Genomic DNA, 22,130 nt, shown 5'->3' with positions numbered 1-22,130 from the left:
CACGGTGAGCCTCGAAGGATGTACGGCCCTGATGCAGCCGGGCCATCGCCCTTCGAGGCTCGCCGAAGAGGCGAGCACCTCAGGGTGACGGTGATGTATTGTGACGAACGGTCCAAACAAAAACGCCGCCCGGGATTGGGCGGCGTTTCATTCCAAAAGGCGTAGAGGTTAGTTGAGAACAACCTACGCCAAATTCGTGAAAATCTCAAGTCCGATAGCCCGGAAGCTCACGGTCGAGCTTGCGGAGCAAGGGCGGCCACACGAGGTTGGTCGCGCGCAGCTCGGCGCGGTCGCGGTTCGACAGCAGCTCGGTGTTCTTGTCGATCGCGATGTCGTCGACCGGATAGACCGGCGTGCCCAGCGCGCGCGTGCGCACCTGCATCGAGCAGGCGCGCTCGAGGTGATACATGCGCTCGAAGGCGGAGGCGACCGAGCGGCCGACCGTGAGCGTGCCGTGGTTGCGCAGGAGCATGTGGTTGTGGTCGCCGAGATCCTTCTGCAGCCGCGGCCGCTCGTCGTGGTCGAGCGCAATGCCTTCATAGTCGTGATAGGCGAGGTCGTGGGTGACGAGCTGGGCAGTCTGGTTCAGCGGCAACAGGCCTTCGGCGCTGCTCGACACCGCAGTGCCGTCGAGCGTGTGGAGATGCAGCACGCAGATCGCGTCCTCGCGCACCTCGTGGATCGCCGAATGGATGGTGAAGCCGGCCGGGTTGATGCTGTATTCGCTCTCGGAGAGCTGGTTGCCGTGCAGGTCGACCTTGACGAGGCTCGAGGCCGTGATTTCCTCGAACATCAGTCCGTAAGGGTTGATGAGGAAGTGATGGTCGGGGCCGGGCACGCGCGCGGAGATGTGGGTGTCGACCAGATCGTCCCAGCCGTACAGCGCGACGAGGCGATAGCAGGCGGCGAGATTGACCCGTTGCTGCCACTCCGCCTCCGTCATGTTCGACGGCACTTCCCTGAGGCGCGCTTCCGCTGGCGACATGGCTGGTCTCTCCGAAACATCGTTGTTGCGGGGCGCAAACCTAGTCTTGCTGCGGGCTGGCAGCAAGACGGCCAAAAGCGCGGCAGTTCAGCGTAGCCCGCATGAGCGCAAGGGATAGGCGGGGCTGCCCCGAAGGTCCCGGATGTGTGGCGCTCATCCAGGCCACGACTGCGTTTTTCTTGTGCAGCCCAGAGACCGCGGAAAGAATTTATGGCGCCGGGATCGACAGCAGGCTGGAGATGCCGCGGCCGCGGATGTCGTAGACGCGGGCGAACACCACGTCGTCGCGCTTGATCTCGACCATGACGGGCGCGGTGAGGCCCTTGCAGTAGAACTCGCCGAGCGTCATGGCGAAATCGGCCGCGTTGGAATCCCAGCCGATGGTGAAGTCGGGCCCGAGCGCGACCTGGGCCGGGCGTTGCGGACCGCACACGGCGACCTTCCATTTGCGATTGCTGGGCGGCACTTCCTGGCGCTCGACGAGCTGCTCGCGCAGTTCGTCGGAGGCCTGCTTCAAGGCGAGCCCCCAATAGTCCAGCATGAAGCGGTCGTCGGCGCCGCGAACGGTCCCCGCGATATGGTTGAAATGCGTGTATTGGTAGGGATGCAGCCGGATCATCTCGGCGAGCGACAGCGCGAGGCCGAAGCAGAAGGTGGCGAGCACGACCGGCTGCCAGGTGCGGTGATTGGCGCGCAGGCGCTCCATGGCCCAGGCGAACGCGACGCCGCCGAGCACCGCCATCGGCGGGATCACGAAGACGAAATGACGGATGCCGTTGTACAGCGCCGGGCGCTTCACCATCGCGATCGCGAGCGGCAGGGTAGCGGCCAGCGTCAGCATCAAGAGGATGGTCTTGCGGCGCGCCGGAACCCCGCGTCGCGGCAGCATGGCGAAGGTGCTGAACACGGCGCCGGCCGTCAGCACCAGCATGACCTCCGGCAGCTGCAGTGCGAACAGCGTCGGCAGATAGGACCAGGGCATGTCGGGCACCGACACGATCGCGCCGTCGAACATCTCCTTCCACGGCTTCTCGAAAAAATGCGAGAAGTAGGTCAGCGCGTCGAAGGGATTGCCGGGCTCCATGATCGACCACGGCCAGATCAGGCCCATCACGAGATAGCCGAGCACGAGGCCGGGCAGCAGCACATAGACGACATGGGCAAAGCGGCGGACCGACTCGCGCAAACCCTCAGTGCGCAGTTCCTCCAGGAGCAGCGGTATGAAGCCGACCACGGCGTAGACGAGTGCGAGCCCGCCGAGAATGCGGCAGCCCAGCGAAAGGCCGGCACCCAGGCCGACGATGAGGACCGTGCGCGGCGACGGCCGCGGATATTCCTCGGCGAGACGGACGAGGCCGAGCATCAGGATGATCATGGCCACCGCGAAGGGCGCATCCTTCGGGTTCATGAACATGTGGCCGTAGAAGATCGGGCAGAGCGCGAGCAGCAGGAGCGAGGCAAGACCCGCAAGAGGTCCGCCGATGCGGCGGCCGAGCCGCCACGTCACCGCAAGGCCGATCACGCCGACGATGGCGCCGACCAGGCGGCGCGTCTCGAACAATTCGAGCGGGATGACCTTGTGCAGGAGGGCCGCGACCATGTCGAAGCCGCCGCCATACATGTAGAGATTGGCGAAGGAGAGCGCCGCGGTGTCCTTGAAGCCGGAACCGAACATGCGCAGCAGCAGGTCGGCGTATTCAGCGTGGGTGTAGTCGTCCCAGCCGAGCCCGTAGTCGCGGAACGTCAAGCCTGCGATGACGGCGACCGCAGCCAGCACCAGCATGGCGAGATCGTCGCAAGTCCGCTCAACCGAGCGCCGCAGGGGCGTGTCGATCACCGAAGTCGTGATGGATGTCATAGCGGTCGGTGCCCCGGGATCCCCTCTTGGCCCTGCCGGTGCGCGCGGGCCTGCTCCCCGGACTCCCTATAGCGCAGTTCCATTACCAAGTAATTGGGCATTATGGCTAAAATCCTGATGCGACGCAGCAATTCCCATTCCTCGGAGGACCCCTGAGCAGTACCGAGCCGGAGCTGAAGGGAATGTGAATAAGTCCCTGATTTCCTTCCCTTTAGGAACACCGCCTACAATTGGCCGTTGGCGTGGAACATCGTATGACGGTATCGTGGCGTAGCGGTTGTCGCGTGTGGATGCGCGGCCGGGGGTGAGTTCGATGAGCTTGGCATTGTTGATCGTGGGGATTTGCGCCTTCCTGGCGGGTCTCCTTGCGATCATTTTCGGCCTGACGATCAGGGAATTCAGCCTCGGAGGAACTCTCATAATCTCCGGCGCCATCGGCGTCTGCTCCGGAATGTTACTGGTCGGCCTGTATCTCGTGCTGCTCGAGCTCAAGGGCATCGCGCGCCGGCTGGCCGCCGCGATTGCGCCGTCCGATGTTCGGGTCAGGCCCGTGCTGCCGGGCCTCGCCGTATCAGGCACGGGCATGCCCGAGCCGGCGCCGCCGCCACCACCGTCCGCAGGCCCGCGGCCGTGGCAGAGCGAAGCTGCCGCGCGCGAGCGTCCGCGGGTCGAGGGACCGCAGGAGGCGGAAGCTCCTGCGCCGCCACCCGCCCCGGAAGCGCCGCGCCGGCGCAACCTGCTGTTCACCTCGACCTCGCGCAAGGAGCGCGAGCGCGCGGAGAAGGGCACCGAAGGCGCGGCGTCGCAGCTGCCTGCGGAGGAGCCCGGTGAGGCGCCGGACCATCCGCCCGCGAGCTTTGACGTGGCCTGGCCGAAGCCGGATCGTATGCGCCCGCAGGAGCCGCCGGCTCCTCCCCCGCGCCGTCCGCCGCCGCGTTCCCCCTCGACCTTTGCGGAGGCCGCCCCACCGCCTGCACCCGAGCCGCCGCCACCCGTCGAGCCGGCACCCGTGACCGTGCTCAAATCCGGCGTCGTCGACGGCATGGCCTATTCGCTCTATTCCGACGGCTCGATCGAGGCGCAGATGCCGGAAGGCATGATGCGCTTTGCCTCGATCGACGAGCTCCGCGCCCATCTCGACCAGCGCGGTTGAGGCTGCCGCGCGTAAGTAAAGCAGCGCCGTTCACCAGTAATCAGCGCATCATCGTCCGTTATCTTATTTCAGCCGAACGTATTGTTGACATGGAATACTCTGGCGTCGTCAATCCCGTGAGACGCAAGGTGGAGGGAGGGCGGCCGATGTCGGACGCGGGGGCCAGGAATTTCATCGAGCTGACGGCAAGCATCGTGTCGGCCTATCTCAGCAACAATCCGACGCCGGCGGCTGAGATTCCGAACCTGATCAGCCAGGTGCATGCCGCTCTGGTGCGGGTGTCGTCGGGCCGCACCGAGGCGGCGCCGCTCGAGCCCGCCAAGCCGGCCGTGTCGCTGAAGAAGTCGATCGCGCCCGATTATCTGGTCTGTCTGGAAGACGGCAAGCGCTTCAAGTCGCTGAAGCGCCATTTGCGCACGCAGTACAACATGACGCCGGAACAATACCGCGAGAAGTGGGGCTTGCCGGCCGACTATCCCATGGTCGCCCCGAACTATGCGGTGGCGCGCTCGCAGCTGGCCAAGCAGATGGGCCTCGGACAGCAGCAGCGAAAGCGGAAGTGATTTCCTACGACGCCTCCGCGAGCGCCGCTTTCGCGTCTCTCTTGATGCGCTCGACCATCGAGCGCAGGCCATTGGAGCGCTGCGGCGTCAGATGATCGCGAAAGCCGAACTCGTTGAACACGGCGATCGCGTCGGTATCGAGGATCTGCTGCGGCGTGCGACCCGAATAGAGCGCAAGCACGATCGCGACCAGCCCGCGCACGATATGCGCGTCGCTGTCGCCGCGATATCTCAGGATCGGTTCGCCATTGCTGCGGTCGACAAGCTTCTGGAGCCAGACCTGGCTGACGCAGCCCTGCACCTTGTTGGCGGCGGAGTGTTCCGCCTCCGGCATCGGTTCCAGGGTGCGGCCAAGCTCGATGACATACCGGTAGCGGTCGTCCCACTCGTCCAGAAGCTCGAAATTGTCCCTGATTTCGTCGATCGTCGTCATGCTGGCCCGTGTTCGTGTTCAGGCCAATATAAGGTCGCGAAGCCGTGAAATCGATAGGGTTTGGCCGCTAATTCGGGACCTGGGGTCCGCGCCATTCGAGCGCAAGGTCGTCCTGGGTCAGGGTATCGCGCGGCGCCTCGCTTGCGGCATTGTCGCCTTCGCCGGCCATGGCGATCGAGCCGGTATGGTCGGGCGCCTTCTTGTCGGTCTTGTCGGTCTTCTCGTTCTTGTCGTTGGTGATCTGCTCTTTCTTGTCGTTGATGATCTGGTAGAGCTTCTTGGCGCCGTCCTGGGCCCGCTGGCCGATGATGGTCGCGGCCTGTCCGCCGACCTCGCAGGCGGCCGGCTGGCGCTTGCAGAAATGGGTCATGTCGGAGACGGCCGCAGTCGCAGCCTGCACCGCGTCGGCGGCGCCGATCTGCGGCAGCTTCTCCGATTCGGGCGTCTTGTCCCGCGGCAGGAGCACCAGCACCAGCCCGAGCCAGAATGTGATGCGAAGCAGAAAGCGCATCTTGCGACCTGTCCGTTGGATTCCGCCCGCGGCGATCTCCGCGGAAGTCGGACCTAGCAACTCTCGATAAATCGCAAGTGATTGCCTTGAGCTTAATTCGCGGAAAATTTGCGCAGGATTCTTCGAAGCCGACGGTGTCGTAAATTTTCGATTGACGCCCGCGCCCGTGATTCCGCCGGCTGCCCGCATCCACCAATTCGAAACCATGCGGAGGAAGGTGAAACCCTGTGTTCACCATCCTGACCGAAGACGTCGCCAAATCGTCTAAAAAGCTTCGCGATCGCGCGGTGTCCGGCCGCACGCGGCGTCGCCTTAGCACTCGTTTAAGGTCGCTCTGACACGGTGGCTCAACGACAAGGAGGCGTTCCGGCGCGTCTTCCAAGAGACGATTGAGCCGAAGCGCGAGACCCGTGACAGTTTTGAGTATCATCCGCGATTGTCTCGATGCGCTGCTGCATCCCTCCGCGCGCTACGATGCGCTGATGCGAGCGCGCCATCGTGCCTTCATGGCGCCGCGGCTGCTCGGCAGCCTGGCCGCCTTTGCCGCATTCCCGGTTTATCTCGCCATGCGCGGTGCGCCGAGCGCGGTCGAGGTCGCGGCCTTTGCCTGGCTGATCGCGCCCATCATGCTGGCCTGGTTCCTCTCGCGCACCGGACGCTACGAAGGCGCGCATGTGCTGTCGTCGCTCGCGCTCGCCGGCCTGATCATGGCGGTCGCGGTCACGACGGGCGGCATCCAATCATTCGCCGCGGTCTGGCTGATCGTGGTTCCACTCGAAGCTGCGCTGTCGGCCTCGCGCCGCGTCGCGGCCTTCGCCTCGCTGCTCGCGCTGTCCTGTGCCGGAATGCTGATCCTGATCAGCCAGCTCGGTTGGCTGCCGGTGGAGGAGCCGAGCGCGGCCGAGCGCGGCGTGCTGATGGCCTTCGGCATCGCGTCTGCGACTCTCTATGCCGCAGGGCTTGCCTTCGGCGCGGAATCGCTCGCGCGCACCAGTGTCGCGCTCTTGTCGCGCGAGGAGGAGCGTTACCGCCTGCTCGCGCGCAACATGAGCGACGTGATTTCGCGGCATCAGCGTAACGGCGCCGTGCAGTTCATCTCGCCGGCGGTGGAGGCCATGCTCGGCCTGCAAGTGGCGCAACTGCTCGGCCACGGCCTGTTCGACCGCGTCCATGTCGCCGATCGGCCAGCCTATCTCACCGCTCTGTCGGATGCGGCGCGCGGCGATGTCGCAAGCGTCGAGTTCCGGCTGCGGCGGGAGCCCGTTGGTTCCGAGCGCGGTGAGGTCGATTTCATCTGGGTCGAGATGCGCTGCCGCCCGCTCGACCTGGATCTCGGCCGCCAGGATACCGATCGTGACACAACCCGCGAAGCCGAAGTCGTCGCGGTGATGCGTGACGTCACCGACCGCAAGCTTTTCGAGCAGGCGCTGGATCAGGCGCGCAGCGCCGCCGAGACGGCCGATGCCGCCAAGACCCGCTTCCTCGCCACCATGAGCCATGAGCTGCGCACGCCGCTCAACGCCATCATCGGCTTCTCCGAGATGATCGCGCAGGAGCAGAGCCTGATGCTGGGGGCGGCCCAGCGCAAGGAATATGCCCAGCTCATCAACGATTCCGGCCAGCATCTGCTGTCGGTCGTCAACGGCATCCTGGACATGTCGAAGATGGAGTCGGGCAATTTCGAGATTGCCTCCGAGCCGTTCGCACCGCGCGCCTCGCTGCTCCATTGCTGCAATCTGCTGGCGCTGAAGGCGCGGGAGAACGGCATCGACCTGATCACCGACGCGCCGCAGGACCTGCCCGTCATGACCGGCGATCCCAGGGCCTTCAAGCAGATCGTGCTCAACCTCGTCGCCAATGCGATCAAGTTCACCGAGCGCGGCGGCCAGGTCTCCGTATCAGCCGCGGTGTCGGGTTCGCAGCTGACGCTGCGCGTCAGCGACACCGGCGTCGGCATCGCGCCCGACGATCTCAAGCGCATCGGCGCGCCGTTCTTCCAGGCCGGCAGGACCTATCAGCGCCGTCACGAAGGCACCGGTCTTGGACTTTCGATCGTCAAGAGTCTCGTGGCGTTGCATCTCGGCGAATTGACGGTACAAAGCAGGTTGGGAGAGGGCACCGCCGTCACCGTCAAGCTGCCGCTCGTCTACACGCCGCCGCAAGTCAGGCCGGCCGAGGGCAAGATCGCGACGCTGACGCCGGTGCTGCGCCAGGACCTTCACGACCAAACTCACGACCAGCCTCAGGACCAACCCGCTCTGGTGAAGAAAAGTGCCTAGGAAGTCTGCAAAGGACGAAGCCGCTCCGCGCCGTCGTGGCGCCAAGGCTGCGGTCGTCGATGTCGAGACCGAGCGCAACCTCGTGCTGCGCGTGCTGCTGCACAGCCCCAAGGATACGCTGGCCGGCCTCGTCGCCGCCGCCGCGATCAGTGCGATCGTTGCCAATGCGCTGTTCCTCCAGACCGGCCGACATCCCGCGCCGATGTTCGGCACGGTGATCAATCTTCCCGCGCCGTCGTCCGTGCCGCTGGCAAACCCGTTGCCGCGTCCGCGCCCCGTCGGCGCCGATAGCTCGCCGCTCGAGCCGCGCGCGACGGAGTTCCGCGTCGAGCCCAAACCTGCCGAGCGTGCCGTCGAGAAGGCGCCCGAAAAGCCCGTCGAGGCAACCGCCTCGACGCGCGCGAGCGATCCGATGACGAACCTGGTCAAGTCGACGACCTCGGCGCCGCCCTCGGCCCTGCGTCCGCCGGCGCCGATTCCGGCGCAAAGCCCGGCCGCGCGGCGTATCGCCGGCGTGCAGCGCGCGCTGTCCGAATATGGCTACGGCAATCTGAAGATCACGGGCACGATGGGCGGCGAGACCCAGTCCGCGATCCAGAAGTTCGAGCGCGAGCACAAGATGCCCGTCACCGGGCAGGTGTCCGATCGGCTGCTGCGCGAGCTCGGCGCCGCGATCGGCCATCCCGTCGAGTAGCCGTACCGCCTGTCATTGACGTCGATCAATTCCGCATATCGCGCGTCCGCACATCAGCTCGGCGTCCGCGGGCGCGGGGATTTGCTGGGGATCAATGACGGCCGGCGGATTCGGGGAACATGATCGCTCATCCTCATCAGGGAAGAGAGAGGTCGTCATGTTCAAGGTTTCGATTCTGGTCTGGATCATGTTGGGAACCACGTTGGCTGGAATCAGTCTGATCGTGGTGCTGATGGTGCCGAGCCTTGCGGCGGATGCCATCAAGAACATTCCCTACGCCGTGGCCGTGGGATTCGCGCTGGCGATGCCGCTGTCGTATTTCGTCGCGACCCAGATTCGCGGCGGCCAGGAGAGCACGCGCAGGGCGTGAGATGGACGAAGTGAGGCTGGCGTGAGACCTCGCGCTGGCCTATCGTCGAATTCATGCGTTTGAAATCCAACATTTGGGTGGCCGCTTACTTGCGCCGCTGCCAGACCGAGGGCGTGTTCGGCGCCGTGCGACGCCGCGGCGCCGAGGAGGCGGGCGCGGTGTTCGTCAAGGTGTCGCTGCTCGACGGCAATGCGATGCTGTACGCGCCGGCGCCGCAGACCGTCTATGACGACGGCCGGCCCATCGATCGCTTCTTCGTGCCCGTGTCGCCGCAGCCTCTGCCGGAGCACACGATCGAGGAGCGGCTGACCAAGGAGATCCGCTTCGATTCCGACGCCTGGATCGTCGAGACCGAAGACCGTGCCGGACGGCATTTTCTGGAATTGGCAAAGATGTAACTATCGCGCCCCGCCGTCATTGCGAGGAGCAAAGCGACGAAGCAATCCAGAATCTTTCTACGGAGGATTGCTTCGCTGCGCTCGCAATGACGAGCTTGAACAGGCGTTGCGCACCCCACATCCAATGTCGCTGCCTCATGGCCGGCTTTACCGGTCCGACGAACCGGTACCCTTCCGCACCGTCGGGCTGGAGCCGGGCTGCGCGCCCGGCCGCACCTGGCTCGCGCCCGCACGCGCGCGCTGGCGTTCGCCGTCATGCAGCGCTGCCTGGTACTTTGCGCGCGTGACGGCGAGCGTCGAGCCACGCCAGGCCGCCAGCATCACCAGCGCCGAGCGCTCGGCGAGTCGGTCGTAGAGCCGCGACAGCCGGTACACGGCGTTCACGGACGTGCCGATCTCCGGCTTGAAGAACAGCAGGATGCGCTGGAAGACCGGGCTCGGCATATCGAGGGCGCGCGCGGCGACCGCGAGCGCCTCGCCGCTGGTATCGTCGACGATCTGGGCTGCGACGCGCGAGGGCAGGATCAGGCTGTCGCCGAGCTCGAAGGTGAAGTTCTCGACGTCGCCCGCGATCCCTGCCATTTCCAAGATCTGGATCGCGCGCTTGGCGCGCACGGTCGGGATGCGGGGGGCGGCCTTCAGCGGGGTCTGTGCCAGATTGTGCAGGATCAGCGCGCGCTCGGAGGCGCCGGCGCGGAAGAACATGTCGTGGATCTCGGCCGCCTCCTTCGGCTGCATCGCCATGTCGGCGGTCATGCGCTGCTCGGGCTCGGCGGGCGCGCGCGCCGGAGAGGGAGGTAATGGAACCCTGCGGCCTTCCTGTGCCGCGACCAGCCCGAGCTTCTGCAGGACCGGGACGGGCGTGTGCGGATAGACCGCGAGCCGCGCCTTGACGGCCGCGCGCGTCGCATCGTCGACCTGGTCGATCAGCCGCGTGGCGAGCTCGACGAACTGCCGCTGCTCGTCCTCGCTGTGGGTGCCGGTCTGGACATACAGGTCGGTCAGCACGCGCAGCAGCGTTGGACGGACGTCGACACCTTCGCGACGGGACAGGTTCATCAGCCCGTCGAATCCGGGAAACAGCGACTTGGTCATGGAGGCGTACGCAACTCGGAAAAGATACTTGCGAGCGAACCTAGCGCAGGTTCTTTTAAAGCCTCGTTAAGGAAAATGAGGCGTGAAGCCGGCCCTGCAATTCAAGGCGTTGTCGTACCGCAACGGGACGGCGCGGCGCGCCCGTGCGGTTACGGTCCAAGGCCGCGCGTTTACATCCCGTTAACCATGAACTGATCTTAATGATCGCCACGTTGCAGAGGCGCGTTCGGTCGCACGGCAATTGAGAGAGCTGACATGGGGACCATCATCGAATTTCCGGCCGGTCGCCGGGTGGGCTCGTCGGGGGATGTCGCTCCACGCGCGGACATGGGAACGGTCGTGATCCTTCCCGTGATCCGGATCGAGCGTGAGGCGGACGAAACCAGCGGCGATCGCGGGCCGGAGCAGGGCGCAGCGCCGGGGCGCCGTCGTCGCCGCCGCTGACATCCGGCTTCACGCAATGCCGGAATCCATCCGCCAGATCCGGCCTGTCCTTTCGGCCGTGCTGCTCGCCCTGCTTGGCGCGGGGCTGTGCGCCTGCAGCGGCGGCGATTTCGGCCGCACGCGCGCCGACATGCGCAGCGACGACATGCACCGCTGGCTGGGCGCGGAGGTCACCTCCAGCGTCGGCCTGCAGCCCTCGCAATTCCAGCTCACCGACGAAGAGCGCCAGCTTCGCGATCTCGCCTATCCCATGATCGAGCCGCCGCTGTCGCGGCCGGCCTGGAAGAGCGTGTTCGGCGACTACAAGGCGCTGCCCTCGCCCTGGCGGCAGAAGGTCGTGTTCGACCGCACCATGTACGGACGCACGCTGATCGACGAGCCGCACCGCTCGCATTCCTCGCGCTATGCGCAGCTGATCGAGGACGTCCGCAACGACATCACGCGGTTCGAGCCGTTCTTCGGCAGCGCGATCCGCGTCATCGATCTCGACAGGAAGCGCAATGCCAGCATGGCACGCGTCTCCGCGCTCTCACCAAGGGAGAGGGACGATGCGGTCGCTCGCATGCAGGAGAACTCGCTGATCATCCAGTGGGTGCAGCAGTGCCTGGAGCAGCGCATCTCGTCCTACCGCTGGGCGCTGGAACGCCTGGTGATCCAGGCTCCCGACGGCATGGCCGCCGATGCCGACCGCCTGATCGGCGAACTCGCCGCCCAGACCGCCAATCCACCGGTCGCGGCACAGCCGCCCTACGGCCGGGCGGTCGTCTCGAAGGGCTGACCATACAACCCGTTGCCGGCCGAGCGCAGCCATCTCGCCCTTGCAGCCAGGTCAGCGAAGCTAGCCTGAAGCCGCCGCCACCTCATGCCGGCCGCAACCGCCTGGTCCGTTGAGGCATCCGGGAACCGCCTTGATTGCCCTTGTCCTTCCCTACGGTCCGGATAGGATGGTCCCGTTTCTTCAAGTTATTTTTTCAAAGGTTGTTCGAGATGCGCTTGGACACCATTGGTCCGTTTAAGAGCCGTCTGGACCTTAGCCCACGCCAACTGCTGACCTTTGCCCTTCTGCTAGGGTCAACCGGCTCTGCAACCGCGCTGACCAAGGAAGCGGCGCTCGAGAATTGTCGGATGACGGTCGGCAGGCCGATCGTGCAGGCCTGCATGCGCGCAGGTGGAGGGCCGGCCGGCGGTGCCAATCTCGAAGCTTGCCGCGCCAAGGCCTCGCCCCAGGTCAGGGCCTGCGTGATGGCGGCACTGAATGCCGCCAATGGCCGCGCCAATGTCGCAGTCGAGCTTCCCAAGGAAATGGGACCCAAGCTCGAGGCAGGCACCGCGCTCCCGAAGGATTTCGTCGCGCCGCCCCGCAGCATCGCCGACATCACGGCGATCCTCGACGGCGACAAGCCCGACGAGAAGACGATCGCGAAATTGAAATCGGACGCCGAAGCCGCACCGACCGGCAAGGAATCCCGTCAGGATCTCGCCGAGCTTTATTTCGATCGCGCCAACGCGCGCGCGCAGCTCGGCCGGCTCGCCGAGGCGATGTCCGACGCCGACAAGGCCGTGGAAGTCGGGCGCGGCGCCGTCAGTCCGAATTTGCTGGCGCGGATGTTGCAGCTTCAGTCGCTGCAGCACGCTCTTGCGGGGGACCCGAAGCGCGCGCTCGAGATCATGCAGAGGCTTCTGCGCGAAGCGGCCAGTATGCCGGGCGCCAAGGGATGGCAGTTCAACACCAACCGCGGGGTCGCGGCCGTCCTCATCCAGATGGGCGACGTCGCGCAGGCTGAAGCCTATCTGCGTCGCAGCCAGACCGCGATCCAGGAGGCCCGGACCAGCGGCCATCCCAATTGGCGATCGGCTTATTCCAGGTTCGGCCAGAGCTGGGAAGGCGAGCTGGAGCTGGCTCGCGCCCTGATTTTCGAGGCGCGCGGACAGTTTGCCGACGCCGAGACCGCCTATCGCAATGCGGAGGTGCGCAAGCGCGCAAGCACGAAGGCGATCATGGAGTCGGACAACGCGCCGGCGGAAACACTCCTGCAGCAGGCGATCGACGGCACCGTGTTGAACCAGGCGCGGATGAAGGCGAAGCAGGGCCGGCTCGCCGAGGCCGAGGCGGACGCGCGTCGCGCGCTGCTCTCGCGCCTGAAGGACACCGGCAAGTACAATCCCGTCACGCCGCGTTTCGTGATGGGGCTGGCGGGCATTCTGGTCGATCAGGGCCGTTACGAGGAGGCCGAGAAGCTCGGTCGTGTGGCGCTCGAGATCAACAAGAGCGTGGGTGTGCCGGAGGACTCGCAGACGACGGTACAATTGCTGTCGCAGCTCGCCGGCATTCTGACGCTTCGGCGCCAGAATGCCGAAGCGAACGAGATGTTTGCGAGGATCGACAAGGCCGTGGCCGGCTGGGATCCGCAGCGCCGTCAGGTGTTCGAACTCAATCCGTCCCGGATCCTCTCGCTTTACGGCTCCGGTCAGTTGGACGCAGGCATCGCCGCGGCCGAGCAGCTCGTGAAGAAGCAGGTCGCCCGGGTCGGCGAGAATCATTTCGATTCCGCCTCGGCGCGCGGCACGCTGGCGGTCGGACTGATGCGCGCACGCCGCGATGCTGAAGCTATCCGGGAGTTCAAGGCTGCCATCCCGGTCATGGTGGCGAGCGCCGGAGAAAACGCCGACGATGAGAACACGACGGTGGTAGCCGCGCGCAGCCAGCGGCTGCAGACCATCGTGGAGAGCTATCTGCTGCTGCTTGCCAGGGCCGTAGGAACCGGCAAGGAGGTTGGCGAAGAGACGTTCGGCCTCGCTGATGCTGTCCGCGGCCGTTCGGTGCAGCAGGCGCTGGCCGCTTCGAGCGCGCGTGCGGCGGCAAAGGACCCTGCGCTTGCCGAGCTCGTGCGCAAGGAGCAGGACCTCACCAAGCAGGTCAACGCCCAGCTCGGCACGCTCAACAACGTGCTTGCGCTCCCCGCGGCGGAGCGGGACGAGAAGGGCGTTGCACAAATCCAGGCTTCGATTGGCGCCTTGCGCGGGCAGCGCGACAAGGCGCGCCAGGAGATCAAGCAGAAGTTTCCGATTTACGCCGATCTCGTTTCGCCCAGGCCGCCGAGCGTCGCCGAGATCCGCGCCACGCTGGCCGACGATGAGGCCATGCTGTCGTTCTATTTCGGCCAGAACGGCAGTTTCGTCTGGGCCGTGCCGAAGTCCGGGCCGGTGGCGTTCGCCGCCGTGCAGGCCAGGATCGGCGACATCGAGACGAAGATCCGCAAGCTGCGCGAAGCGCTCGAGCCGCAAGCTGCGATGATCTCTGACATTCCGCCCTTCGACCTCAAGCTCGGCCACGAGCTCTACGAACTGCTGCTCAAGCCGGTCGAGAGCGGCTGGAAGCCGGCCAGGAACGTGATCGTCGTGACCAACGGCGCGCTGGGATTGTTGCCGCTGTCCTTGTTGCCGACGGCGCCGGCGGAAGTGTCTGCCGACGAGGACCCGCTCTTCATCGGTTATCGCAATGTGCCGTGGCTGGCGCGAACCCATGCCGTGTCGACGGTGCCTTCGGCGGCGGCGCTGCGCACGCTGCGGCAATTGCCGCCGGGCAAGCCCGGCCGCGGCGACCTCGTGGCCTTTGGCGATCCCTATTTCAACAGCGAGCAGCAGGCCGAGGCGGAAGGCGGAGGCGAGAAGATTCAGGTCGCCGACGCCGGCGGCAACATCACCCGCGGCGGCCCGCTGAAGCGGCGCAACAGTCCCAAGCTCGAAGGCGTCGACAGCGCCGAGCTCGGCCTCTTGCCCCGTCTGCCCGATACCGCCGACGAGTTGAAATCGATCGCGCTGGCCTTGCAGGCGGACCCCTCCAAGGTGCTGTTTCTCGGCAAGAGCGCGACCGAGAGCGCGGTGAAGACCATGAATCTGTCTGGCTTCAGGATCCTCGCCTTTGCAACCCATGGACTGGTCCCGGGCGAGCTGAACGGGCTGACGCAGCCGGCGCTCGCTTTGTCGTCGCCGGCGGTGACGGGTGAGGGCGGCGACGGCCTCCTGACCATGGAGGAGATCCTGGGCCTCAAGCTGGATGCGGACTGGGTCATCCTGTCGGCCTGCAACACCGGCGCCGGTGCCGGAGCAGGGGCGGAGGCGGCATCCGGCCTTGGGCGCGCGTTTTTCTACGCCGGAACGCGCGCGCTGCTGGTGACGAACTGGTCGGTCCACTCACAGTCGGCGCGACAATTGGTGACCGACCTGTTCAAGCGGCAGGCCGACGATCCCAAGCTGTCGCGCAGCGAGGCGCTGCGCCAGGCGGCGATGGCTCTCGTCGATGGGCCGGGCTATCTCAACAGCGAGGGCAAGACCGAGTTCGCCTATGCGCATCCGCTGTTCTGGGCGCCTTACACCATCATCGGCGATGGCGGCTTGCGTTGACGAACGGGGAAGGGGGGCAGGGAAATGAAGCGGAAAGTCTTGTTGGGCCTTGTGGCTGCAGGTTTGTCGTTCTCGGCACCATCGCGCGCCACGCTGTTGATCACGGAGGAGGAAGCGAAATTGCCGCCGCCGAAGGGCGCAGTTGCCGTCGATCAGCGCGGCATCCTGCGCGGTCCCAAGGTCGAGTTCGTCTCGCCGGGCGGCTCGGCGAGCTCACCTCTCCGGCTGGTGTTGAAATTTCAATCCTATGGCGGGGCCAAGATCGATCCGGAGTCGGTCAAGGTGATCTTCCTCCGGACGCCGAACGTCGACCTGACCCCTCGGGTCAAGCCCTTCGTGCAGGCCGACGGCATCAACATGCAGGATGCGGAGCTGCCGCCCGGCGAATACACGGTGCGCGTCGATATCAAGGACAGTGATGGCCGACCGGGTACGGCAATGTTCACCCTCAAGGTGGCGCCCAAGTGACGTGCCCCTACTGCCGGTCCGAAAGTGCAGAGGGCGCGCTGGTTTGCGCCTCGTGCGGGCGCGACATCGCCGTCCCCGCCACGCTGATTGCCGAGCGCGACGATCTCCTGCGCAAGCGCGAGGAGCTGCGCGATGAACTGCGGCGGGCCAGGGACGAGGTCGAAGCCATCATGAAGCGGAGAAAGTCGCGCTAGCGATGGAGTGTCCGTTCTGCTCCGAGACGATCAAGGACGAAGCCATCGCGTGCAAGCATTGTTCGCGAGACTTGCGCGTCGTACGGCCGACGCTGCTCGAGATTGACGAGATCGTCGCCGAGCTGGACAAGCTCAGGCGCGATCTCGATCGCGTCAATGTCCGCCTCGAGCGCTACAACAACCCGCTGCGTTATTATGGAACGCATGCGGTGCTCTATGTCTTGATTCCGTCCCTGCTGCTAGTGATTGCGCATGTGCTCGTGACCATCACCTTCAACGTGTCGCCGATCCCGCTTCGGATTGCATCGATCGTCATCCCGCTCCTGTTCGGATTCGTGGCCTATCCGCTGCACCGGGTCTCCGCCCTGACGGCATTCGTGCTGGCGTTCCTGGCCGCAGGCGTCAGCATCCTGGCGATGCTGACGGTCACCGGCCTGCACGATGATGTCCCGATCCTGCCAACGATCTGGATCGAGTGGCGCGAGGTTTTCGAATATGGCGCCAGCATCCTGCTCGCTTTCGTTTCGGGAAACATTCTCAGCGTCGTGATCTTCCAGATCCTGCCGCGTGTGCTGACCCAGGGCGGCAAGCCGAATGCGTTCGCCTTCCGCGTGGCGCGACTGCTCGGGCAGCACGTCGGCGAGGAGCAGCTGCGCCGCCGGGCTCGCTTGATCCAGGACCTCATGCAGACCGCGGGGCCGCTGGCCGGCGTCGCTGCGACCGGCGTCGGGTCGATCTACGCAGGATTGAAGGGCTTGCTCGGATAGCTCCGCGTTCAACGCGGACGCTTGGTCCGGGCCGGCGTGGCCCCGGGAAAAGATGCAAGCCTATCGCGCCTCGACCACTTCGCCGTCTTCCTTCACGAAGCGGCCAACCGGATTGTCCAGGATATCCATCACGGCCTCCGACGGCCGGCACAGGCGCGTGCCCTTTGGCGTCACCACGATCGGGCGGTTGATCAGAATGGGATGTGCGATCATGAAATCCAGGAGCTCGTCGTCGGTCCATTTGGGATCGTCCAGGCCGAGCTCCTTGTATGGCGTTCCCTTCTCACGCAGCAGCGCGCGGACCGGAATGCCCATCGTTGCGATCAATTCCTCGAGCTTCTCCCGCGAGGGCGGTGTCTTGAGATATTCGATGACGACGGGCTCAGTGCCGCTCTGCCGGATCATCGCCAGCGTGTTGCGTGAGGTGCCGCAAGCCGGGTTGTGATAGATCGTGACGCTCATCGACTTGTCTCCGTGACTGGCAGACCGGCATCGATCGCTGCCGCACCGCCGCCGGCAAATGATGAGTTCATTGGCGGGCCTCGGCAGCCGTCGGGACTTTGCCAGTCCCCGCTTCGTACCAGCCCCGCGTGGCCTTGACGATGCGGACGACGGACAGCATCACCGGGACCTCGACGAGGACGCCGACCACGGTCGCCAGCGCCGCGCCGGAGTCCAGGCCGAACAGGCTGATCGCGGCGGCGACCGCCAGCTCGAAGAAGTTGCTCGCGCCGATGAGGGCAGCTGGAGCCGCGACGCACCAGGCCACGCCGAACCGCCGGCTCAGCCAATAGGCCAGGCCCGCATTGAAATAGACTTGCACCAGGATCGGGACGGCAAGGATCGCGATGACGCCGGGCTGCCTGACGATCTGCTCTCCCTGGAAGCCGAAGAGCAGCACCAATGTCGCGAGGAGCGCGACAAGCGAGAGAGGCTGCAGCATCCGCATGACGCGGTTGAAGCTGGCGTCGCCGCCTCGCAGCAGCATCTTGCGCCACAGCTGAGCGACAATCACGGGAACAACGATGTAAAGCAGGACCGACAGAAGCAGCGTGTCCCAGGGGACGCTGATCGAGGCCACTCCGAGCAGCAACCCCACGAGCGGCGCGAACAGGAAAACCATGATCACGTCGTTGAGTGCGACCTGGCTCAGAGTGTAGTGGGGCTCACCTTCGCACAAATTGGACCACACGAACACCATCGCAGTGCAGGGGGCAGCCGCAAGCAGGATCAAGCCGGCGATGTAGGACGGGATCTGGTCGGACGGCAGCCACGGTGCGAAGACGTGACCGATGAAGAAGGAGCCCAGCAGCGCCATCGAGAACGGCTTCACGGCCCAATTGATGAAGAGGGTGACGCCGACGCCGCGCCAATGCTCCCGGACCTGGCCCAGTGAGCCGAAGTCGATCTTCAACAACATCGGCACGATCATGAGCCAGATCAGTATCGCGACCGGCAGGTTGACCTTGGCGACCTCAGCGGCTGCAACCGCGCCGAAGAAGCCGGGCATGACGTGCCCCAATGCGACGCCGACCACGATGCAAAGCGCGACCCACAAAGTGAGGTATCGTTCGAAGATGCTCATGGTCACGCCACGTCGCTCTTGCCCGAGGTTGCCCCCTCGGAGCGGCCGATTTCCCGCAGCTTGGTCCCCAGCGAAAGCCGGTCGATGCCGCTGAGGGGCAGGTTCACGAACGCGCCGATGCGGTTCTTCAGGTAGCGGAAGGCCGTCGAGAAGGCCGCAAGTCTTTCAATCTCGGTGCCTTCGACGGCCGCAGGATCTTCGATGCCCCAATGCGCAGTCGTCGGTTGACCCGGCCAGACCGGACAGGATTCGCCAGCTGCGTTGTCGCAGACGGTGAAGACGAAATCCATCACCGGCGCATCGGGCGCGGCGAACTCGAGCCAGCTCTTCGAGCGCATCCCGTCGGTCGGATAGTCCATGCTCTGCAGCGTGCGCAGCGCCAGCGGATGCACGGCGCCTTTCGGCGTGCTCCCCGCGGAGTAGGACCGGAAGCGCCCGGCACCGTCCTTGCGAAGGATCGATTCCGCGAGCACGGAACGGGCCGAGTTGCCCGTACAGAGGAACAGCACATTGTAGACGCGGTCAGGCATGGACCTTCTTCCTTCGCTTGGGAGCGCAGCACGATTGCAAAGTCTCGACGACGGGCTCGCAGACTTCCGGCCGTCCGCCGCAGCAATCGCGCAGCAGGAAGACGGCGACGTCGCGAAATTCACCGAGGTTGGCGCGGTAGACGATCGAACGGCTGTGCCGCTCGGACATCACGAGGCGCGCGCGGCTCAGAATCGACAGATGCGCCGAGAGCGTGTTCTGGGGGACTTCCAGCAGACGCGCGAGATCGCCGGCCGCAAGACCGTCAGGCTCGTGTCTGACCAGCGCCCGGAACGCCTCCAGACGGGTCGGTTGAGACAGCGCGGCGAGCGCCAGGACGGCTTCTTCTGTTTCCATATATCCAGATTTATGGAATTATGAGGGTCGCGTCAACCTGAAATCCGGGACCTCGTGAGTCCATATTTCGAATATTCTAGAAATAGCGTTTGACAGATGATGTGGCACGGGTGCATCCTGGCCTCATGAAGATCGATGACGCAGCAGCGCGTTTGGAGGCCCTGGGGAATCGGACCCGGCTTCAGATCTACCGCGCATTGGTCCGGGCCGGGCACGCGGGCATGCCGGTTGGCCGCTTGCAGGACAAGCTGAAGATCCCGGCGTCAACGCTGTCGCACCACATCAAGACCCTGGTCGCGGTCGGACTGGTCAGTCAGGTCAGGGAATCGACGACCCTGATCTGCCACGCCAACTTCGACGCCATGCGGGGCCTGGTCGACTATCTGGTCGCGGAGTGCTGCGCGGACGAAGCCGGATGCAAGGATGCTCAGACGGCAGCCTGATTCATTTGACGATTTATTCCATAATTCTAGAAATATAGGAGAAAACGACATGAGCAAGAAAACGGTGGCCATCATCGGGGCGGGGCCGGTCGGTCTCGCCGCCGCCGCGCACGTGCTCGAACGCGGCATGTCCCCCGTCGTGCTCGAGGCCGGATCCGAAGCCGGGCATGCGGTGCGGCAGTGGCGGCACGTCCAGCTCTTCTCGCCGTGGGAATACAATGTCGACAAGGCGGCGGCGCGCCTGCTCGCGCCGACGGGCTGGAATTCGCCGGACCCGCAATCCTATCCGACCGGCGGCGAACTGATCGAGCGCTACCTCGCGCCGCTCGCAACGCGAACGCCGTTGCGCGAGACGATCCGGACGTCGAGCCGCGTCACGGCGATCAGCCGCGTGGGCTTCGACAAGGCGAAGACCAGGGGCCGCGAGCAGGCGCCCTTCGAACTCCGCTATCAGAACGGCAGGGGCCCCGAGGTGCTGCGCGCCGATGCCGTCATCGACGTGTCAGGCACGTGGTTCTCGCCCAATCCGGCCGGCAGCAACGGTCTGCCTGCGATCGGCGAACGCGAGCGCAGCGATCGCATCGCCTATGGCATGCCGGATGTGCGAGGTGCTGCGCGCGACAAATATGCCGGCAAGACCGTGGCCGTGCTCGGTGGCGGCCATTCCGCGCTGGGCACGCTGATCGAACTCGCACGGCTCGCCGAGGAGGTGCCCGGCACGCAGCCCGTTTGGCTGTTGCGCGGCGACGATCCTGCAAAAGCCTTCGGCGGCGGCAGCAACGACAAGCTTGCCGCGCGCGGCGAGCTGGGATCCACCTTCGCCGCGCTCGTGGCTGACGGAAAGATCAAGGTCGAGACCGACTTCGGTGTCACCCATCTTTCGGAGGTCGAAGGACGTCTCAGGATTTCGGCAGGTGCCTGCTGCGGTGCGCGCAGTGTGGTTGCGGATGAGCTGGTGGTGTCGACCGGTTTCCGTCCCGATCTCTCGTTCCTGTCCGAGCTGCGGCTTCGGCTCGACCCGGCGATCGAGGCGCCCGTCGCACTTGCGCCGCTGATCGATCCCAACGAGCACAGCTGCGGAACAGTGCGGCCTCACGGCGCTCGCGAACTGGCGCATGACGAGCCGGGCTTCTATCTCGCCGGCATGAAATCCTACGGCCGGGCGCCGACCTTCCTGATGACCACTGGATACGAGCAGGTCCGCTCGATCGTCGCCGAGATCGCGGGCGACAAGGAGGCTGCGGCACGGGTCGAGCTCGTGCTGCCCGAGACCGGTGTCTGCACGCGGGCCGGCGTCGAGTCCGCCGGCGCAGCGGGATGCTGCGGCGGTCCGGCCAAGGCCGAACCCTCGGCCTGCTGTGCCGCCGATGAATCCGCCATGAGGGCAGGCAGTGCGGGATGCGGTTGCTCATGACGGGAGGCACTGCGAGCCCGCTCGCTGTCGTCGTCGCGCTCGGCAGCGCCCAGACCATTGCGTGGGCGTCGAGCTACTACCTCCCTGCGATCCTGGCTGCGCCGATTGCGCACGATCTCGGTCTCGCGCCGACTTACCTGTTCGGCGCGCTGTCGGGAGCGCTCGTCATCTCCGGCCTGCTCGGCCCGAGAGTCGGGCATGCCATCGACACGTTCGGAGGGCGCGGCCTGCTTGCCGTCTCGAATCTCGTCTTCGCGGCAGGCTTGCTCCTGCTCTCCGTGTCCCATGGCGTGGTGCTGCTGATCACGGCCTGGATCCTGCTCGGGATCGGCATGGGCATGGGCCTCTATGAAGCGGCGTTCGCGACGCTTGCGCGCATCTACGGCACCAATGCGCGAGCAACGATCACCGGCATTACGCTGATCGCCGGTTTCGCCTCTACCCTCGGCTGGCCTCTCACGACGTGGCTCGCTTCGGAGTACGGCTGGCGCGCAGCCTGCCAGGTGTGGGCGCTAGTCCATATCGGCGTTGCCTTGCCGCTCAATCTTTCGCTGCCCCGTGCCGCTCCATTGGACCAGGAGCCCCGACCGGGCACGGACGCGAGCCAACACTCCGGCCGCCAGAGCGAAAGCTTCGCGATGATGCTGCTGGCGTACATCTTTGCGGCGGCAAGCTTCGTCAGCTCCGGAGTCTCGGCCATCCTGCCGACCATGCTGGTTGCGTTCGGCGCCACGCCGGCACAGGCCTTGTTCGCAGGAGCATTGGTCGGACCTGCGCAAGTCGGCGCCCGCCTTCTGGAGGCAGGATGGCTCAGCCGGTTTCATCCGCTGCTGTCGGCAAGGCTTGCCATGCTCATGAATCCGATCGGCGTGCTTGCGCTGGTCGCGGGCGGCCCTTGGCTCGCGCCGGCCTTCACGGTGCTGTATGGCGCGGGCAACGGCATCATCACCATAGCCCGTGGTACGCTGCCACTGGCGTTGTTCGGGCCGGCGGGATTCGGCAGGCGGGTCGGCATGATCTCGCTGCCGTCGAGGGCAACAGGTGCCTTCGCGCCGCTTGCGCTGGGACTGATGGTGGAGCATTTCGGCAGCAGCGCACTCTGGATCAGCGCGTTGGCCTCGACTTCGGCCTTCGTCGCGCTGCTGCTGCTTCGTGCAGATCGGACGACGTGAGCACCCACGGGATGG

24 protein-coding genes are annotated in these 22,130 nt (G+C 65.5%); 15 read left to right on the top strand and 9 right to left on the bottom strand.

Features of this window, described 5'->3' with window-relative positions:
* Positions 1-205: 205 nt before the first annotated feature.
* Positions 206-985: a class II aldolase/adducin family protein gene (locus tag AC1RQP_RS21075; RefSeq protein ID WP_239622381.1), complete on the bottom strand. Its 780-nt coding sequence runs from the start codon at positions 983-985 to the stop codon at positions 206-208.
* A 208-nt stretch (positions 986-1,193) separates the two neighbouring features.
* Positions 1,194-2,843, bottom strand: a complete 1,650-nt coding sequence (locus AC1RQP_RS21070) for a glycosyltransferase family 39 protein (RefSeq protein ID WP_239622382.1) — start codon at positions 2,841-2,843, stop codon at positions 1,194-1,196.
* 313 nt (positions 2,844-3,156) lie between these two features.
* Between AC1RQP_RS21070 and AC1RQP_RS21065 the strand changes: the two genes are divergently transcribed.
* Complete coding sequence (locus AC1RQP_RS21065; protein WP_492938358.1) at positions 3,157-3,996, top strand: DUF308 domain-containing protein; 840 nt, start codon at positions 3,157-3,159, stop codon at positions 3,994-3,996.
* Positions 3,997-4,142: 146 nt separating this feature from the next.
* A complete protein-coding gene (locus AC1RQP_RS21060; protein WP_239622384.1) occupies positions 4,143-4,559 on the top strand; it encodes a Ros/MucR family transcriptional regulator in 417 nt (138 codons plus the stop codon).
* A 4-nt stretch (positions 4,560-4,563) separates the two neighbouring features.
* Here AC1RQP_RS21060 and AC1RQP_RS21055 read toward each other — a convergent pair whose 3' ends face one another.
* Together AC1RQP_RS21055 and AC1RQP_RS21050 are read right to left on the bottom strand one after the other, a co-directional pair.
* Positions 4,564-4,992, bottom strand: coding sequence for a SufE family protein (locus tag AC1RQP_RS21055; protein ID WP_492938357.1), 429 nt, complete (start codon positions 4,990-4,992; stop codon positions 4,564-4,566).
* Positions 4,993-5,059: 67 nt separating this feature from the next.
* Entirely contained in the window at positions 5,060-5,503 is a 444-nt protein-coding gene (locus tag AC1RQP_RS21050; RefSeq protein WP_492938356.1) for a DUF5330 domain-containing protein, read from the bottom strand.
* 410 nt (positions 5,504-5,913) lie between these two features.
* Here AC1RQP_RS21050 and AC1RQP_RS21045 point away from each other — a divergent pair, with 410 nt between their 5' ends.
* The 4 genes from AC1RQP_RS21045 (at position 5,914) to AC1RQP_RS21030 (ending at position 9,244) form a co-directional block, all read left to right on the top strand.
* Positions 5,914-7,782, top strand: coding sequence for a PAS domain-containing sensor histidine kinase (locus AC1RQP_RS21045; RefSeq protein ID WP_239622387.1), 1,869 nt, complete (start codon positions 5,914-5,916; stop codon positions 7,780-7,782).
* A complete protein-coding gene (locus AC1RQP_RS21040) occupies positions 7,775-8,476 on the top strand; it encodes a peptidoglycan-binding domain-containing protein (RefSeq protein WP_239622388.1) in 702 nt (233 codons plus the stop codon). Before AC1RQP_RS21045 ends, AC1RQP_RS21040 begins: the two co-directional genes overlap by 8 nt.
* A gap of 157 nt (positions 8,477-8,633) precedes the next feature.
* Positions 8,634-8,846, top strand: coding sequence for a hypothetical protein (locus AC1RQP_RS21035; protein ID WP_492938355.1), 213 nt, complete (start codon positions 8,634-8,636; stop codon positions 8,844-8,846).
* A 53-nt stretch (positions 8,847-8,899) separates the two neighbouring features.
* Positions 8,900-9,244 (top strand): DUF1491 family protein, encoded by a 345-nt coding sequence (locus AC1RQP_RS21030; RefSeq protein WP_061878014.1) that lies wholly within the window; start codon positions 8,900-8,902, stop codon positions 9,242-9,244.
* 147 nt (positions 9,245-9,391) lie between these two features.
* Here AC1RQP_RS21030 and AC1RQP_RS21025 read toward each other — a convergent pair whose 3' ends face one another.
* Entirely contained in the window at positions 9,392-10,339 is a 948-nt protein-coding gene (locus tag AC1RQP_RS21025) for a DUF2336 domain-containing protein (RefSeq protein WP_492938354.1), read from the bottom strand.
* Between the two features lie 255 nt (positions 10,340-10,594).
* On the opposite strand from AC1RQP_RS21025, the gene AC1RQP_RS21020 reads away from it, so the two are divergent.
* The 6 genes from AC1RQP_RS21020 to AC1RQP_RS20995 all read left to right on the top strand — a co-directional run bounded on the left by AC1RQP_RS21020 (position 10,595) and on the right by AC1RQP_RS20995 (position 16,616).
* Positions 10,595-10,783, top strand: coding sequence for a hypothetical protein (locus AC1RQP_RS21020; protein ID WP_131874317.1), 189 nt, complete (start codon positions 10,595-10,597; stop codon positions 10,781-10,783).
* A 16-nt stretch (positions 10,784-10,799) separates the two neighbouring features.
* Positions 10,800-11,561: a hypothetical protein gene (locus AC1RQP_RS21015; protein WP_239622391.1), complete on the top strand. Its 762-nt coding sequence runs from the start codon at positions 10,800-10,802 to the stop codon at positions 11,559-11,561.
* Positions 11,562-11,908: 347 nt separating this feature from the next.
* On the top strand, positions 11,909-15,187 hold the full coding sequence (locus AC1RQP_RS21010; protein ID WP_492938353.1) for a CHAT domain-containing protein: 3,279 nt from the start codon (positions 11,909-11,911) through the stop codon (positions 15,185-15,187).
* Between the two features lie 24 nt (positions 15,188-15,211).
* Positions 15,212-15,655, top strand: coding sequence for a hypothetical protein (locus AC1RQP_RS21005; RefSeq protein WP_239622393.1), 444 nt, complete (start codon positions 15,212-15,214; stop codon positions 15,653-15,655).
* Positions 15,652-15,849, top strand: coding sequence for a hypothetical protein (locus tag AC1RQP_RS21000; protein ID WP_035680234.1), 198 nt, complete (start codon positions 15,652-15,654; stop codon positions 15,847-15,849). The genes AC1RQP_RS21005 and AC1RQP_RS21000 overlap by 4 nt, the downstream gene beginning before the upstream one ends.
* Before the next feature lie 2 nt (positions 15,850-15,851).
* The gene (locus AC1RQP_RS20995) at positions 15,852-16,616 is read left to right on the top strand and encodes a hypothetical protein (protein WP_492938351.1); all 765 of its coding nucleotides are present in this window, start codon (positions 15,852-15,854) and stop codon (positions 16,614-16,616) included.
* Between the two features lie 60 nt (positions 16,617-16,676).
* Here the strand turns inward: AC1RQP_RS20995 and arsC are convergent, their stop codons facing one another.
* The 4 genes from arsC to AC1RQP_RS20975 form a co-directional block, all read right to left on the bottom strand.
* Positions 16,677-17,078 (bottom strand): arsenate reductase (glutaredoxin), encoded by a 402-nt coding sequence (arsC, locus tag AC1RQP_RS20990; protein ID WP_239622395.1) that lies wholly within the window; start codon positions 17,076-17,078, stop codon positions 16,677-16,679.
* A gap of 67 nt (positions 17,079-17,145) precedes the next feature.
* Positions 17,146-18,201 carry an ACR3 family arsenite efflux transporter gene (gene arsB, locus AC1RQP_RS20985; protein WP_131874312.1) on the bottom strand — a complete coding sequence of 352 codons (1,056 nt, stop codon included), beginning with the start codon at positions 18,199-18,201 and terminating at the stop codon, positions 17,146-17,148.
* Between the two features lie 2 nt (positions 18,202-18,203).
* The gene (locus tag AC1RQP_RS20980; RefSeq protein WP_492938350.1) at positions 18,204-18,731 is read right to left on the bottom strand and encodes an arsenate reductase ArsC; all 528 of its coding nucleotides are present in this window, start codon (positions 18,729-18,731) and stop codon (positions 18,204-18,206) included.
* Positions 18,724-19,086 carry an ArsR/SmtB family transcription factor gene (locus AC1RQP_RS20975; RefSeq protein ID WP_061878004.1) on the bottom strand — a complete coding sequence of 121 codons (363 nt, stop codon included), beginning with the start codon at positions 19,084-19,086 and terminating at the stop codon, positions 18,724-18,726. The genes AC1RQP_RS20980 and AC1RQP_RS20975 overlap by 8 nt, the downstream gene beginning before the upstream one ends.
* A 125-nt stretch (positions 19,087-19,211) precedes the next feature.
* Here AC1RQP_RS20975 and AC1RQP_RS20970 point away from each other — a divergent pair, with 125 nt between their 5' ends.
* Genes AC1RQP_RS20970 through AC1RQP_RS20960 form a run of 3 tightly spaced genes read left to right on the top strand, consistent with a single transcriptional unit; the run spans position 19,212 to position 22,115 of the window.
* Entirely contained in the window at positions 19,212-19,529 is a 318-nt protein-coding gene (locus AC1RQP_RS20970) for an ArsR/SmtB family transcription factor (protein ID WP_061878003.1), read from the top strand.
* Positions 19,530-19,578: 49 nt separating this feature from the next.
* Positions 19,579-20,943, top strand: a complete 1,365-nt coding sequence (locus AC1RQP_RS20965) for an NAD(P)-binding domain-containing protein (RefSeq protein WP_492938349.1) — start codon at positions 19,579-19,581, stop codon at positions 20,941-20,943.
* On the top strand, positions 20,928-22,115 hold the full coding sequence (locus AC1RQP_RS20960; protein WP_492938348.1) for an MFS transporter: 1,188 nt from the start codon (positions 20,928-20,930) through the stop codon (positions 22,113-22,115). Before AC1RQP_RS20965 ends, AC1RQP_RS20960 begins: the two co-directional genes overlap by 16 nt.
* The last annotated feature ends 15 nt before the right edge of the window (positions 22,116-22,130 follow it).

Source organism: Bradyrhizobium sp. GW821-FHT13H06 (assembly GCF_058803975.1).
This window is presented reverse-complemented; position numbering and strand designations above follow the sequence as displayed.